Origin of the sequence: Nostoc punctiforme PCC 73102 (assembly GCF_000020025.1) — a bacterium.
Lineage (GTDB): Bacteria > Cyanobacteriota > Cyanobacteriia > Cyanobacteriales > Nostocaceae > Nostoc > Nostoc punctiforme.
Map to the genome: position 1 here is coordinate 5,655,221 of NC_010628.1, position 14,940 is coordinate 5,670,160.

Consider the following 14,940-nt stretch of genomic DNA (forward strand, 5'->3'; position numbering starts at 1 on the left):
GCCTTAAATAACAACTAACTTTTCTTTAACCGACTTCTGAATTTTTAGGAGTCGTTTTTTTCTCTTAATTTCCCCTTGCAAGCGTTCAGGTGTCACCGTGGTCAGGTAGCAGGATTATATATCGCTATAATCCTGCTAGCCGACCACGGTGATGCCTATTTGCAGAAGATAGGAAAATAATTAAAATCTCTGCCGAGACAAAGCAACGAGTAGTTCAGCTAGGCAGACTAATAAAAATTGCTGGAGGGCAGAAAGGCATAAATTTTTGCTCTTCAAAACTCCCTGAATATGCACGCGATATTTTAAAAGCAATTTGGGATATAGATAGTAACTGGAAGGATCGGCGCAGGTAATTTTTTTTGCTTGTATCGTCTAGCAGAGATTCCCATTCCCTACCAAAAAAGCGTAAGGGTTCATGTTCGAGCTGCGATGTCTAACGACAAGCCGCTTTGCGTCTACGCAGTCTTTGTTGAAACTCCAGTACTTGTTTAGGACAAGCACCAAAAGACGCATGATTCAGAAACGTCACAGTCGAGTCAAGCGACCATAAGTCTCTAATGGATAATCTAGAATCCAAAATTTAAAATCCGAAATTGATAAACTCCCCAGGCTGGATTCGAACCAGCGACCAATCGATTAACAGTCGATCGCTCTACCACTGAGCTACTGAGGACCACTCACGATTTATAATAGTAGGGCTAAAAATAAGATTTGGCAAGTACTTTCGCCAATATTTTTTTTAGAAACTTAATTTAGATAATTTTTGCAGCCAAAATCCATTCAGGAACTTAAGCAGAGACTTTTAGATACTAAATATCTACTGTAATCCCATTCGTAATTCAGCCAGACGCTGCCGCGCCTTAGCATCAATAGCATTAGCTAAAAACCTACTCTTAGATTGCTTGCGCGTATGATACTTTTGTCGCATCCGGCAGACGGTAGCTTCCACTTCCCCACAAAGTTGTTGTGCCGACAACCATTCAGCTCCATACCCCTGTATCATCAACTGCTGTGCCCGGTCTGATGTAGCAACAATCACACGAGAAACCAAAGATTGGGCTATTTGGTGGCGAAAAGAAGCGCAAGATTTTTCAATATAAGTATCTGCTGTTTGCCCAAAATCAGTGTAATAAACAGATAAAAGCTCAGTAATAATTTCTTTATTACTAGAGCTATTCTGATATTGGGCATCAAAAACTATCTGAGTTGTGTAACCTTGAAACGCACTATAACCAGTCATCGCTTCCACAAGTTCGCCCCGTGCAGCCTCTAGTCCAACGCTATCACGCGTTTTTTTAAGGCAAGGCCAAGCGCCTATTATATTGTAGCCGTCCACTAACAAAACGGCTTGGAGTAAGGAACGGGGCATGGTTTTTAATCACAATTTTCTAGAGTTAACAAAATTCATTCATAAGTTTTATAATAATTGATGCATTGTCTGTAACACTATGCTACACAGAATAAAAAATACGGCAGCCTCACAAAACTCAAACCTCAGATAGACGCACCAACTTAAAACGCGCCCTTGTTTAAAAGGCGCGTTACAGTTCTTTTTTATTAGTATTCAGGAGTACTAAGTACAATGAATTTTACTTATTAACTCAGCACTCATTACTCAGCACGGGCTAAACGCCCCGCTATCGCTAACAGCACTGAATTAAGAGGCTTCGCTGTGTACCTCCATCAGACGTTGTTTAAGACGTTGGGCTTCACCACTATCAACCAAAGAGCCTTTTTCTAGCAAGAAAGCGCCGTCACAGTAATTTAACTCATCTAATCGATGTGTTACCCAAAGGGCTGTAATCCCTCGACTTTTTACAAGGCGACGGACACCAGCAACTAAATCCAACTGGCTATCTGGATCTAGTAAGGCAGTGGGTTCATCTAATAATAAGACTTCACAGCGACGGGCGATCGCACCAGCGATCGCCACTCGTTGTTTCTGTCCCCCAGAGAGTGCATAGATAGGCCGGCGTTGGAGGGTAAGCAAATTCACCGCTCCTAGTGCCTCCTCAACCCTTGCTCTGGTAGCAGCAGGTGGCAACTTTTCTTCCACCAATCCAAAAGCCACATCAGCACCAACCGTTGGCATCACCAGTTGATGATCTGGATTTTGGAAGACAAAGCCAACGGGGTGCAGAACCCGAATTTCGCCAGATTCAGGAGCTAATAACCCCGCCAGAAGTCTCAGTAAAGTAGATTTTCCACTGCCATTTGTACCCAAGAGCATCCAAAACTCACCCTTGGGTACTTCTAAAGAGCAAGATTTGATAACTTTCTCTCCATTAGGCCAACTGAAATTTAAATCCTTGACCTCAATGCCCACTTGAGCCATTTGTCAACCTTGGTTACTCAGCAGCTACAGCGAAAAAGCCAGGTGGTCTGCCGCCACCAGGGGTTGTACCATCTTTCTGAACAATCTGCACCCCAGAAATTTCACTAGCGCGGACAGCAATTTTTTTCTCTGTCTTGCCTTCGCACTTGAGTTCTACAATGTCAGGGTTCCCAGAACGGATTGCTGCCAAAATTAGCTGATAGACAGCCTCAGCATCCTCTGCTGACTTACGTTGTACCGAGATAGGGAAAGCAGTGTTTCTGATGCTTAAATCGATGGTAAACATTTAGCAATAATCAAATTTAACTGTGGACTCATTTTAGCGTCAGCTGACTGATTCTAGGGAAATGGGCATTGGAAAGTTAGTTGACAGTGGTCAACTGTCAACTATTCAACTAACTTTCCGATCCCCAGTAGAGACGCGATTTCTTGCATCCCTCCCACCTCATCGAGATAAAAAATTAATTTTTATGACAAAACCCCTAGAAAAATTAGCGATTTACACCTAATATGATTAAAGGTGTGTAAAAAATTGTAAACTTGGTTAAAAACCTGGTTAACTTTCTGCATATAGAAGGCTTTTATTTAGCCATCTATAATACAGATACAACCTGTACTTATAAACATTTGGAGATTTGCTCTAATGACCATCGCAGTTGGACGTGCCCCTAGTAGAGGGTGGTTTGACGTTCTAGACGACTGGCTCAAGCGCGATCGCTTCGTATTCGTAGGTTGGTCAGGGATACTGTTGTTCCCCTGCGCCTTCCTAGCACTAGGCGGTTGGCTGACCGGCACCACCTTCGTCACCTCTTGGTATACCCACGGATTAGCCTCCTCCTACCTAGAAGGTGCTAACTTCCTAACAGTGGCAGTATCCACCCCCGCCGACAGCATGGGACATTCCCTATTGCTGTTGTGGGGACCAGAAGCCCAAGGCGACCTCACCCGTTGGTTCCAACTGGGTGGCTTGTGGCCATTCGTTGCCCTACACGGAGCCTTTGGTTTGATTGGCTTTATGTTGCGGCAATTTGAAATTGCGCGTCTAGTAGGAATCCGTCCTTATAACGCCCTCGCCTTCTCAGCTCCCATTGCAGTATTCGTCAGCGTATTTCTGATGTACCCCTTGGGACAATCAAGCTGGTTCTTTGCACCCAGCTTTGGGGTGGCTGCAATTTTCCGGTTCCTGCTATTCCTGCAAGGCTTCCACAACTGGACACTCAACCCCTTCCACATGATGGGTGTTGCTGGTGTATTGGGTGGTGCATTATTATGCGCCATTCACGGTGCCACAGTTGAAAATACCTTATTTGAAGACGGTGATGGAGCTAACACCTTCCGCGCCTTCAATCCAACCCAGTCTGAAGAAACCTATTCAATGGTGACAGCAAACCGTTTCTGGTCACAGATTTTCGGGATTGCTTTCTCAAACAAACGCTGGTTGCACTTCTTTATGTTGTTCGTGCCAGTCACAGGTTTGTGGATGAGTGCCGTCGGCATCGTCGGTTTAGCACTCAACCTGCGAGCTTATGATTTCGTCTCCCAAGAATTACGGGCGGCGGAAGACCCTGAGTTTGAAACCTTCTATACCAAAAACATTTTGCTGAACGAGGGTATCCGCGCTTGGATGGCTCCTCAAGATCAACCCCACGAACAATTTGTATTCCCTGAAGAAGTTCTACCTCGTGGTAATGCTCTCTAATGTTAAAAGCCGACCATGACTTGAATCAGTTTTATGGTTGCCGAAAATTGACATCAGCCAGATTAAATAATTTCCTTGGCATAAGCTAATAAAGTGTCAATATTCCCCATTCTCCAGTCATCTCCCACCAAAAGGTAGGAGATTTTTTTATATATAGTTAATATCTCTAAATTTATGTGTTATGTTAGGTGAAGGTTATAAACCCAGAGTAAATACTCTGCCCTTTTAAAACTAAGACCGCTTAGGCAATAAGGAGGTGATGCCCATGATAGAAAGTAGTAAATGCGTGGGTCATCAGGTTGCAGTTAGCCGGTTGTGTGCCGGGGCTGTTCTCTAAAAGTTAGCCTTAGTTATCTTTGAGATACTAAGTTAGCTCAAGTAGCTAGGCAAGCTCGGAGTTCCTTCCGGCAGTCTGGTTGCAACCTGAAGACCCGCTAGACCGCTCTGATTTTGATCATCCGATCAGAATCAGAGCGGATAGTTTTTTATGGGTGACTTTTTAAAATTTAGATAGCAATACACGCGATGGATAAAGCCAATGCGTTTAAGTTTTCTTAAAAATAAAAATATCTTGCATCAAACCTTGGAGTATGACCAGATGTGAGCTACAGCATTTATGTACCAAGCCTGATTTAAATACACATACACGTATTAGGCATTACCGATCTTCCCATAGTTTATGTGTGGGCAATTAAGTGAGTCTATTTCTGCCAAATGCAAGATGTAAAAAATATATAAGTAGGAATTTTTTGACATGACACAACTACTCACGAAAACGGAAATTCAAGAGCAGGCAAAGGTTTTGTCAGGTTGGACTGTCGAAGAATCTAAGTTGCATATTACCCGCACATTCAAGGATTTTATCCAAGCAATTGAGTTTGTCAATAAACTGGTGGAACCAGCTGAGTCAGCAGGACATCATCCAGACATAAAGATTTCCTACAATAAAGTGAAGATTACACTCACAACCCATGATGCAGGCGGACTAACACAGGCAGACTTTGATGTAGCGCAGACCATTTCCCAAATTAAATAAGTGATTTCTTCTGACATCTTGCGCCAGCCGACTGGAAGTAACAGCGACAAAGACAAAACACGCCTATCTGTACTCATAAGGGAAAACTAACCCGTACCTTGATTGAGAGTAAGGGTATGCGTTTTCCTTTAGAGTTCGAGGGTTTCAAAAACCTTGATTTCTGATTTCGTTTGTTATTCCAAAAATACCAGGCAACGACCCTCCTGAAAGGCTTTGCTACGTTTGTTATAGCCGAGCCAGTGGATTTCAACTAGTGTGCAATCTCTACAGGCTAAGTGTAAGAAGTGATTTTTATCTGCAAGATACTAAGTATAGAAGACTTTCAGCAATTTAGCCAAGTAGGAACTAAATGCCCTAAACTTTACTCCCAACTTATATATATAGATAGCTATGTGTGACAGTTATTAAGCCGATCGCTCCAATCTTGCCATCTAGATCAGATGTTTTATAATGTTATGATATAAAGATATGTTTTTGCATAAGTTAATCACATCAGTTTTTAACCCCAAGTTAATCGTTTATTAGCTTTGCAAAAACTAGAATTGTAGTAAGGCAATTATGCCTCATCCATAGGTTTCGATGAGATGTCGCATTTTCGAGAATTAGGTGGAACGAAACCAATTATCTAAACAAGGTGTGAGGAGTAAAGAAAAAATGTCTAATCTATTATGGAAATCCTTAGTGGTTAGCCCAGCGGTTTTGGGAGCAACATTGTTAGTTTCGACAACAGCAATTGCGGCTCCAAACACAACCACTGAAGTATCAGCAGTAAAACAAGCAGGTGTAGCTGAAGTTGCCCAACAGCCAGAAATGTTGGCTCAAACAACGATAGACCAAGTTAACCGTTACAGCAACGAAGGCAACCAAAATAACTCTCAGTCTCAAGTAACATCGGTTTCGCAGTTTTCCGACGTACAACCCACTGACTGGGCATTCCAAGCATTGCAGTCCTTGGTTGAACGCTATGGTTGTATTGCAGGTTATCCGAATGCTACTTATCGTGGTAATCGTGCTTTGACCCGTTATGAATTTGCTGCTGGTTTGAATGCCTGTTTGGATCGCGTTAACGAGTTGATTGCCACAGCAACAGCTGACTTGGTGACGAAACAAGATTTAGCTACCCTACAGCGTTTACAAGAAGAATTTTCCGCAGAATTGGCAACCCTACGCGGTCGCGTAGATTCCCTAGAAGCGCGGACTGCTGAATTGGAAGCCAATCAGTTCTCCACCACTACAAAACTAGTCGGTGAAGCCATTTTTGCCGTTACTGATGTGTTTGGCGGTAACACTGGTGACAATAACAATACAGTCTTCCAAGATCGGGTACGTTTAGACTTGCAAACCAGCTTCACTGGTAGAGACATTTTACATACTCGTCTCGCAGCAGGGAATGCAACAGCTTTCACACAATTTGATAACGCTGGTGGTGCGATCAATACTGCTGAAGGCACACAAACATTTGAAATCGGTAGCACTGGTAACAACGCTGTTCGGATAGACCGATTGACCTATGAAGTTCCCGTAGGCCCAGCCAATGTATACTTGGCAGCCAGTGGCGGACGACACAGCCACTATGCTGCTGTCAACAATCCTTACTTTTTCGACAACACTGATGGCGGTAACGGCGCTTTATCCACCTTTGCTTCTGAAAGTCCCATCTATCGGATTGGTGGCGGTGCAGGTATAGCGCTCAATCTACCTCTTGGTAAGGGTGGCGGCATCTTAGGAAATAGCTCAATCACTGCGGGTTACTTGGCATCGCAAGCCAATGATCCTGCTCTAAGTTCCGGTCTGACCAACGGCGATTATGCTGCTTTAGGACAGTTGAACTTTAGTGTTGGCGATCGCTTGGCTTTAGCGGCCACTTATGTCCACGGATATAGCGCTGGTGGTTTCTTGTTCGACTCCGGTTCGACGACAGACGGAAATATTGTTCCAGTAGGTACTGGACAAGCAAACACTCTACTAGGTGCAGGTTCCAGCAACTCCTACGGTGTGTCAGCTGCATTTAGACCTAGCGACAAACTATCCGTTAGTGGCTTCGTCTCTTACCACGATGTCAGTGGCTTCGGTGCAAATGATGATTATGAAGCTTGGAGTTATGGTTTAGGTGTAGCCTTACCTGATTTCGGTAAAAAAGGCAACGTTTTAGGCATTTTTGCAGGTGCAGAACCCTATTCCTTTAACCGACCAGGTTTTGTTGGCAATGACATACCATATCACTTTGAAGGCTTTTACAAGTATCGCGTATCGGATAACATCTCTGTTACCCCTGGCGTAATTTGGTTGACCTCTCCTGGTCAGAGCAGTGCTAACGATGATGCGATTATCGGTACACTCAGAACAACTTTCACCTTCTAGAGTGTTGACTATCCATTGATAATTTTGAACTTTATTTGTCCCCGCCATCAGGCGGGGCTTTTTATTTTGAGTAGCAGTAATGGATAAACCCCAGCTATTAACCGGGGTATATTAGGAAAGTAGGGGCGCAAGGCCTTGTGCCCCTACTTTCGCGGAGCGTCCCGCAGGGATGGGATATTTTTTTACTGGAAGTCGCTCATAATCCACAATTGTGGCATTTTATGGTCAAAGTCACAGATCGCGTCTTCTATCTCGTAGCACTGTTAGGCGAACCAACCGCAGCGACTGGATTTGTCTGATTCAGATAATCGTAAACTAGTTGAGAAACTTGACGGATAAAGTCCCTCCCCCTAGTGTCCTTATAGGGACGTGTGACGAAGATAGCCGCTAAATAACGTTTCCCATTTGGCATAGTCACAAATCCGGCATCGCCGATGAGAAACCCAATATCTCCGGTTTTGTTGGCGATGACTGCACCTTTTCCTAAACCTGCGGGAAGGAGTGTGTGAATTGTAGTGTGACGCAGAATATCCAAAGCTTGCTCCCGACTTTGTGGAGAAACTAGCTTGTTATTCACAACTAAAGCCAGCACTCGCGCCATATCTTGAGAACTTGTGGTGTTGGTTCCTCTCAAGTCAGCCAAGAGATGCCGGATTACTGTGTCTTTCAGTCCCCAGTTACGGAAGCGCTGATTTAGTTTCGTAACCCCACCTAAGCGATCGATAATCATATTGGTGGCGGTATTGTCACTAATGGTAATCATCTTAGTGATGGTTTCCAAAGCTGTATACTTCTTGCCAACTCGCTCATACTGCATAGTTCCAGAACCATTGGTTACTAAGTCACGTCGCATAATCAGGTTTTCCTGAAGGGTGACTTTACCTGCATCTAAATCTTGGAAAAAGGCAATGAGAATTGGCAATTTAATCGTACTAGCTGCTGGGAAAACGCGATCGCCCCCAACATCTAAATAATCCCCAGTATCCAAATCCAGGAAAAACATTCCTGTTTTCAGGAAGCTGTAACGATTCATCAAGGCTTTAATCTGCGGTTCCAGTGCTTTCATCGGTGAATGCATAGGAATTACGCCAGCAAACAGAGTGCTATTATCACTTACTGTTGGAGAAATACTCCATTGAGTCGGAGTTATTTCTAAAATGTTAGGCCGGGTTGCAGTCAATTGTATCGGCTTGGGTAACTGCACAGACCAATGATTGAGAGATTCCTCTTGCAACTTCACCTGTGCTAGATCGAAAGTGTAATTGGGTGCTAAGGTAACGACCATACGGGTAGTATCTGCATTAAACTGCCCGATGCTAATGTCTTTAATTACTAACCCCACTCTTTGACTAGTCTGTGGATATTCTAGTTTGACTCCAGGTAAATCAATTACCAGACGGGTTGGATTGGTAAGTAATTGTACTTTAGGTTGAATATTCTTGTCTGTCGTAAAATCCAGATGATTACGATTGCTATCAAAATGCCAATTAGCGATCGCAGCAGCTTTAACAGTGGAGCCAAACAGGAAGAAGCTGAAGAAGCTGGGTAGAAGCCAGCTAAATTTTAAAAGGTTTTCTTTGTGTGTGAGGAGCATCAGCGATCGTTTAGTGTGATGGAAATTCATGAACGAACAAAAGCCGCCCACTATTAAAGCACACATATCAAAAAAATTTTCAATTATTGACTTATACAAAAAAACATCGGTTACAAGTATTTAATCTAGCTAGTATTATTTATGATTCAGAATTAGATACTACTCCACCTTAATTAAGTAACATTTTGGAAAACCCAAGTAATTCAGGAAAAAGACTGAACCGTATTGCTATATAAACAATCTCCCTCTGAATAAAAAAAGGCGGGCAAGATGCCCACCTTACAAAATTTTGAGAATATTCTGTTGCTATTAACCCAACAATTGTTTAGCCTTTGCTAACACATTATCAACGCTAAAGCCAAACTTCTCTAGACAAACATTGCCTGGAGCCGAAGCACCAAAGCGATCGATACTAACAGTATCGCCTTCAGTACCCACGTATTTGTGCCAACCGAAACTAGCGGCAGCTTCTACAGACAAACGCTTGGTGACAGCTTTTGGCAGAATGGACTCTTTATAAGCCGCATCCTGTGCTTCAAACAGTTCCCATGAAGGTAGCGAGACAACACGAACTTTCTTACCTTCAGCCTTGAGTTTTTCGGCTGCGCTGACGGCGAGGCTCAATTCTGAACCAGTACCAATCAAGATGATATCAGGTGTACCTTCGCTATCAACAACGGTGTATCCACCCTTCGCCACACCCTCAACCGATGTACCTGCCAAGTTAGGAACGTTTTGACGAGTGAACGCCAACAGAGACGGAGCATTTTGCTTCGCTTTTTCAATCGCAATTTTATAAGCGCCAGAGGTTTCGTTACCGTCTGCGGGACGAAACACTAATAAATTAGGAATAGCTCGCAAGGAAGCTAGAGTTTCAATGGGTTGGTGTGTTGGCCCATCTTCACCTTGTCCAATGGAATCGTGGGTCATCACCCAAATCACGCCAGCTTGGGAAAGGGCAGATAAGCGAATGGCAGCACGCATGTAATCTGTGAAGATCAAGAAGGTAGCACCGTAGGGGATTAATCCTGAAGTGTGCAGCGCTATACCATTACAGATTGCGCCCATAGCATGTTCCCGCACACCAAAGTGGATGTTGGGGTTTTCGTAGTGCCCTTTTTGAAAGTCGCCCTTGCCCTTGATTTCGGTCAAGTTGGAGTGGGTCAAGTCAGCCGAACCACCAATCAATTCAGGTAAAACTGCCGCCAGTTTGTTGAGGCAGGTTTCTGAGTGTTTACGGGTGGGTAGTCCTTTGTCTTCGGGGGTGTAGGTGGGTAGTACGTTATCCCAACCGTCGGGTAGCTTGCCGCTTAGGTAACGTTCAAATTCAGCGGCTTCTTGGGCATACTTAGCTTTGTAGTCGGCAAATGTTTTGTTCCATTCGGCTTCGTAGCTTGCGCCGCGTTCTACTGCTTTGCGTGTGTGGTTGAGGGCTTCTTGTGGAACATCAAAAGGCTCGTATTCCCAACCCAAATTTTTCCGAGTCAATGCTATTTCGTCTGCACCCAAGGCAGCGCCGTGAACGCCAGCAGTGTTTGCTTTATTGGGGGAACCGTAACCAATAATGGTTGTTACTTTGATGAAAGAAGGCTTATCGGTGACAGCTTTAGCCGCTTCAATTGCTTTAGCGATCGCTGCTAAATCGGTATTGCCATCTTCGACATGTTGGACGTGCCAACCGTAAGCTTCAAACCGCTTGGAAACATCTTCGGTAAATGCCACATCTGTGGAACCGTCGATGGAAATGTGGTTGTCGTCATACAGAGCGATGAGTTTGCCTAATCCCAAGTGTCCTGCAAAAGAACAAGCTTCACCGGAAATTCCTTCCATATTGCAACCGTCACCTACAATTACGTAGGTGTAATGGTCAACAATCTTGGTATCAGGTTTGTTAAATTTAGCGGCAAGGTGTGCTTCTGCGATCGCTAAACCAACTCCATTAGCAATTCCTTGACCCAAGGGCCCAGTTGTGACTTCCACGCCTGGGGTTTCAAAGTTTTCTGGGTGTCCAGGAGTTTTAGAACCCCATTGACGGAATTGTTTGATATCTTCAATGGTGACGCTATCGTAGCCTGTCAGGTAGAGTAGGGCGTACTGCAACATCGAGCCATGACCGGCAGACAAGACAAAGCGATCGCGGTTAAACCATTTGGGATTCTTGGGATTAAACTTCAAAAAGCGATCCCAGAGGACAAAAGCCATCGGAGCCGCGCCCATTGGTAGTCCTGGGTGTCCCGATTTTGCCTTTTCTACGGCATCAATAGCCAAGAAGCGGATCGAGTTAATAGCCAGTTCTTCGACGGACAATTCTTTGGCGGATTGGGTTGCAACAGTCATAGTCTCTTGTTTTTAACGACGGGTTAGCACTCTTCGTAGCTTCTCTTGCTGGGGTTATTTTAGATTCCCCACAGTATCCTCATCATCCCACTCCCGCTTATCGATGGACAAGCGGGATCTCCTGAGTTTATGGTGATAAATCAAGCTGATAATTGGGTCATGCTGAACGCTTAAGTTATATCGGAATGATATTTCTGATACTTTTAGCACAGTCATCTCAGGAGAGCAGACCAGCAATAAAATGGGAAATTTTTAGACGTATTTCTTAAAGGCCAGTGTGACATTATGACCGCCAAACCCAAAAGAATTGGATATTGCCACCTCGACTTTTTGAACGCGGCTGTAGTTAGGCACGTAATCTAAGTCACATTCTGGATCGGGATTTTCCAGATTGATTGTTGGTGGAATTTGGTCATTAGCGATCGCCAGTACTGTTGCCACAGCTTCAATACCTCCAGAACCGCCTAATAAATGACCTGTCATCGATTTGGTCGAGCTAATTGCCACCTTATAAGCATGTTCTCCCAACGCTTTTTTGATGGCTGAGGTTTCAGTTGAATCATTCGCCGGGGTACTAGTGCCGTGGGCATTAATGTAGCTAATTTGTTCGGGAGTTATACTAGCATCTTTGAGCGCCAGTTCTATGGCTCTCGCTGCACCTAATCCGCCAGGGACGGGGGAAGTGATATGGTATGCGTCACAGGTCATACCATAGCCGATCATTTCGGCATAAATGTGAGCGCCGCGACTTAGGGCGTGTTGCAGTTCTTCTAGAATTAAAATTCCTGAACCTTCACCTAATATAAATCCGTTGCGATCGCGGTCAAAGGGGCGGCAAGCATGAGCCGGATCGTCATTGCGAAAAGAAAGGGCTTTGCAGGCAGCAAACCCAGCCATTGATAATGGTGTCACAGCTGCCTCTGTTCCGCCGCAAATCATCGCTTTGGCATATCCCCCTTGAATTAAGCGGAACGCATCGCCTACAGCATTAGAGCCAGCAGCGCAGGCAGTTACAGGGCAGGAATTAGGCCCTTTAGCACCCGTGTGAATTGCCGTCAATCCTGCTGCCATATTAGCGATCATCATCGGTATCATGAATGGACTACAGCGATCGGGCCCACGGTTGAGGTAGATCGTTTGCTGGTCTTCTAATACCTTAATGCCGCCAACGCCAGAACCGATCATGACACCTACCTGTTCTGCATTCAGTTCATTAATAACTAACTGCGCGTTAGCTATAGCTTGTTTTGCTGCTGAAACCCCAAATTGGGCAAATCGATCCATGCGCTTGGCATCTTTGCGCTCCAAGTAATCATGTGGATCGAAGTTTTTTACCTCACCAGCAATGCGGCAATCATGGCTAGACGCATCAAAAAATGTGATGTAGTCAATGCCATTGCGTCCACTCAATAATCCATCCCAATATTCTGTTGCTGTGTTACCTATCGGTGTAATCGCGCCAACACCAGTTACAACAACGCGTTTACGTGTATGATCTGTCATGATTCAGTTAAAGGTGGCGAAAAAGCAGCAGGCATTAAACAGTGCTGAGTTATGTTAGCGGATAGCTAGGGTTTAGCCCGTCCTGAGTTCTGAGTTTTGGAAGCACCCAAGGATGGAGAAAACTCCGAACTTTTGCCTCCGAAAACTCTAACTCCTAAACTTTTAACTGTTCAGCACTCAGTTAAAAATCAAAGCAGTGGTTTTTGCCATAAACGCCCAGAGGGAGCGAGACAAAGCCATCTGAACTTCTCCCAATAGGAGACTCCAAGGGCGAACAGAGACTCAAAACTTTTTTAAGCTGATGCAGCAACTTTGTTATTGATGTAATCTACTGCGTCTTGAACCGATACAATCTGCTCGGCAGCTTCGTCGGGAATTTCGATATCAAATTCTTCTTCCAAAGCCATCACGAGTTCAACAGTATCCAGGGAATCAGCTCCTAAATCTTCCATAAACTTAGCTTGTGGAGTGATTTTGGAAGCATCTTCAACACTCAGTTGTTCGATGACGATTTTCTTGACCTTTTCAAAAAGTTCCGTTTGGCTCATAAATAATAAAAGTCCTTAACCAGTTGCTAGGATCTACTCTTTAGAGAAGACATTGTTTTGAGCATATACATCTTATCGTCAAGCGCGATCGCCCGTATACTACCAAGGGTTTTTCTGTTAGAAAACCTCTCCTGTTCCTCAAAAGAATAGGGTAAATTTTCTGGGAACAGTTGTTTATGGGAGCGGGCTACGCCATTGCCAATACCGTGTAAATGCTTTGATTGTCAATTATTGCTAATTTTTTTTACAATGTCTTGATCGGTATTTACAGCCTTGCTAGCAATCAGAATATTTAGACGCTGCGGCTTTGAACCTAGATGGTTAAAGAATCGCTGAAGGTCAAACCTCATAATTTTGGTGCTAACAAGGAAGTAATAAAACAGTTATTGTTTAGAGCGATCGCTCTAACCCAAATATACCTCTATGCTATCTCAGACACTCAAACTCAAGTACGCTTATTTCCCTGGTTGTGTTGCTCAAGGGGCCTGTCGGGAACTTTACCAGTCAACTCAAGCCCTTACCCAAGCACTAGGTATTGAATTGGTTGAACTTAAAAAAGCTGCTTGCTGTGGTTCGGGCACATTCAAAGAAGATTCTCAATTGTTAGAAGATACAGTCAACGCTAGAAATATCGCTCTAGCAGAAGAATTAAATTTGCCCTTACTTACCCATTGCAGTACTTGTCAAGGTGTTATTGGTCATGTCAACGAACACCTGAAAGAATGTAAGACTTCTGACCCTAAATACATTGAACAGGTTAATGGCTTGCTGCACAAAGAAGGCTGTTCGCCTTATCGCGGCAGTACTGACGTTAAACATCTTCTCTACGCTTTGGTGACAGATTACGGTTTAGAGGAAATTACCAAACGTGTCACCCGGAAGTTAACTGGATTAAAATGCGCGGCTTTTTATGGCTGTTATCTCCTCCGCGCCCAAAAATCCATGCCTTATGACGACCCGTTCCAACCAGAAGCGATGGAAAATATGTTTCGGGCGGTGGGTGCAACACCAATTTATTACCGAGGCCGGACACAATGTTGTGGTTGGCCTCTTGCTAGTTATGCCACTACCCAATCTTTCAAGATGGCGGGGATGCATATTCAGGACGCTTTGACATCTGGTGCTGACTGTATAGTTACACCTTGTCCACTGTGCCACTTAAATTTAGACTCGCGTCAGCCAGAGGTGGAAAAGGTAATTGAGCAAAAGTTAGGTTTACCAGTATTGCATTTACCCCAGTTGATTGCTTTAGCACTTGGGGTTAGTCCAAAAGAACTGGGTTTAGAACGGCACGTTGTTTCCACCAAGCCAGTGTTGGAGAAATTAGGATTTTAGTTTGTGGATTATCAGGCAATACAGTTCAGATAAGACCAAAACACTTGTAGAGATGGCGATTTATCGCGTCTCAAAACCCATAATTTTGTACAAGTAGTGCTTTGAACCGTATTGGATTATCAAGTGTAGGGGCATAATCCAATACGGTTCGGTTAAAGGGGAAAGTTTTAAATACATCCTTTACCCTTTACC

General features: G+C 44.1%; 13 protein-coding genes and 1 tRNA gene. 5 read left to right on the forward strand and 9 right to left on the reverse strand.

Annotated features, from left to right (window positions below; genetic code table 11):
- Nucleotides 1–433 precede the first annotated feature (433 nt).
- The 5 genes from NPUN_RS39385 to NPUN_RS22980 form a co-directional block, all read right to left on the reverse strand.
- On the reverse strand, nt 434–577 hold the full coding sequence (locus NPUN_RS39385; RefSeq protein WP_234710966.1) for a hypothetical protein: 144 nt from the start codon (nt 575–577) through the stop codon (nt 434–436).
- A gap of 24 nt (nt 578–601) precedes the next feature.
- Nucleotides 602–673, reverse strand: a tRNA-Asn gene (locus tag NPUN_RS22965).
- A gap of 144 nt (nt 674–817) precedes the next feature.
- Entirely contained in the window at nt 818–1,369 is a 552-nt protein-coding gene (locus NPUN_RS22970; RefSeq protein ID WP_012410872.1) for an NYN domain-containing protein, read from the reverse strand.
- Nucleotides 1,370–1,657: 288 nt separating this feature from the next.
- On the reverse strand, nt 1,658–2,335 hold the full coding sequence (locus NPUN_RS22975) for an ABC transporter ATP-binding protein (RefSeq protein WP_012410873.1): 678 nt from the start codon (nt 2,333–2,335) through the stop codon (nt 1,658–1,660).
- Nucleotides 2,336–2,348: 13 nt separating this feature from the next.
- The gene (locus NPUN_RS22980; protein ID WP_012410874.1) at nt 2,349–2,621 is read right to left on the reverse strand and encodes a UPF0367 protein family; all 273 of its coding nucleotides are present in this window, start codon (nt 2,619–2,621) and stop codon (nt 2,349–2,351) included.
- Nucleotides 2,622–2,978: 357 nt separating this feature from the next.
- Here NPUN_RS22980 and psbD point away from each other — a divergent pair, with 357 nt between their 5' ends.
- The 3 genes from psbD to NPUN_RS22995 all read left to right on the forward strand — a co-directional run bounded on the left by psbD (nt 2,979) and on the right by NPUN_RS22995 (nt 7,431).
- A complete protein-coding gene (gene psbD / locus NPUN_RS22985; protein ID WP_012409998.1) occupies nt 2,979–4,034 on the forward strand; it encodes a photosystem II D2 protein (photosystem q(a) protein) in 1,056 nt (351 codons plus the stop codon).
- Nucleotides 4,035–4,788: 754 nt separating this feature from the next.
- Complete coding sequence (locus tag NPUN_RS22990) at nt 4,789–5,070, forward strand: 4a-hydroxytetrahydrobiopterin dehydratase (protein WP_012410875.1); 282 nt, start codon at nt 4,789–4,791, stop codon at nt 5,068–5,070.
- A 654-nt stretch (nt 5,071–5,724) separates the two neighbouring features.
- Nucleotides 5,725–7,431: an iron uptake porin gene (locus NPUN_RS22995; RefSeq protein ID WP_012410876.1), complete on the forward strand. Its 1,707-nt coding sequence runs from the start codon at nt 5,725–5,727 to the stop codon at nt 7,429–7,431.
- 247 nt (nt 7,432–7,678) lie between these two features.
- On the opposite strand, the gene NPUN_RS23000 is transcribed toward NPUN_RS22995, so the two are convergent.
- From NPUN_RS23000 to fabF, 3 genes are all read right to left on the reverse strand, one after another.
- Complete coding sequence (locus NPUN_RS23000) at nt 7,679–9,091, reverse strand: serine hydrolase (RefSeq protein WP_012410877.1); 1,413 nt, start codon at nt 9,089–9,091, stop codon at nt 7,679–7,681.
- Between the two features lie 243 nt (nt 9,092–9,334).
- Nucleotides 9,335–11,362 carry a transketolase gene (gene tkt, locus NPUN_RS23005; protein ID WP_012410878.1) on the reverse strand — a complete coding sequence of 676 codons (2,028 nt, stop codon included), beginning with the start codon at nt 11,360–11,362 and terminating at the stop codon, nt 9,335–9,337.
- 252 nt (nt 11,363–11,614) lie between these two features.
- Complete coding sequence (gene fabF / locus NPUN_RS23010) at nt 11,615–12,865, reverse strand: beta-ketoacyl-ACP synthase II (RefSeq protein ID WP_012410879.1); 1,251 nt, start codon at nt 12,863–12,865, stop codon at nt 11,615–11,617.
- 96 nt (nt 12,866–12,961) lie between these two features.
- On the opposite strand from fabF, the gene NPUN_RS43550 reads away from it, so the two are divergent.
- Nucleotides 12,962–13,123 (forward strand): hypothetical protein, encoded by a 162-nt coding sequence (locus NPUN_RS43550; RefSeq protein WP_234710967.1) that lies wholly within the window; start codon nt 12,962–12,964, stop codon nt 13,121–13,123.
- A 35-nt stretch (nt 13,124–13,158) separates the two neighbouring features.
- Here NPUN_RS43550 and acpP read toward each other — a convergent pair whose 3' ends face one another.
- Nucleotides 13,159–13,413, reverse strand: coding sequence for an acyl carrier protein (gene acpP / locus NPUN_RS23015; RefSeq protein WP_012410880.1), 255 nt, complete (start codon nt 13,411–13,413; stop codon nt 13,159–13,161).
- Between the two features lie 423 nt (nt 13,414–13,836).
- Between acpP and NPUN_RS23020 the strand changes: the two genes are divergently transcribed.
- The gene (locus tag NPUN_RS23020; protein WP_012410881.1) at nt 13,837–14,748 is read left to right on the forward strand and encodes a CoB--CoM heterodisulfide reductase iron-sulfur subunit B family protein; all 912 of its coding nucleotides are present in this window, start codon (nt 13,837–13,839) and stop codon (nt 14,746–14,748) included.
- The last annotated feature ends 192 nt before the right edge of the window (nt 14,749–14,940 follow it).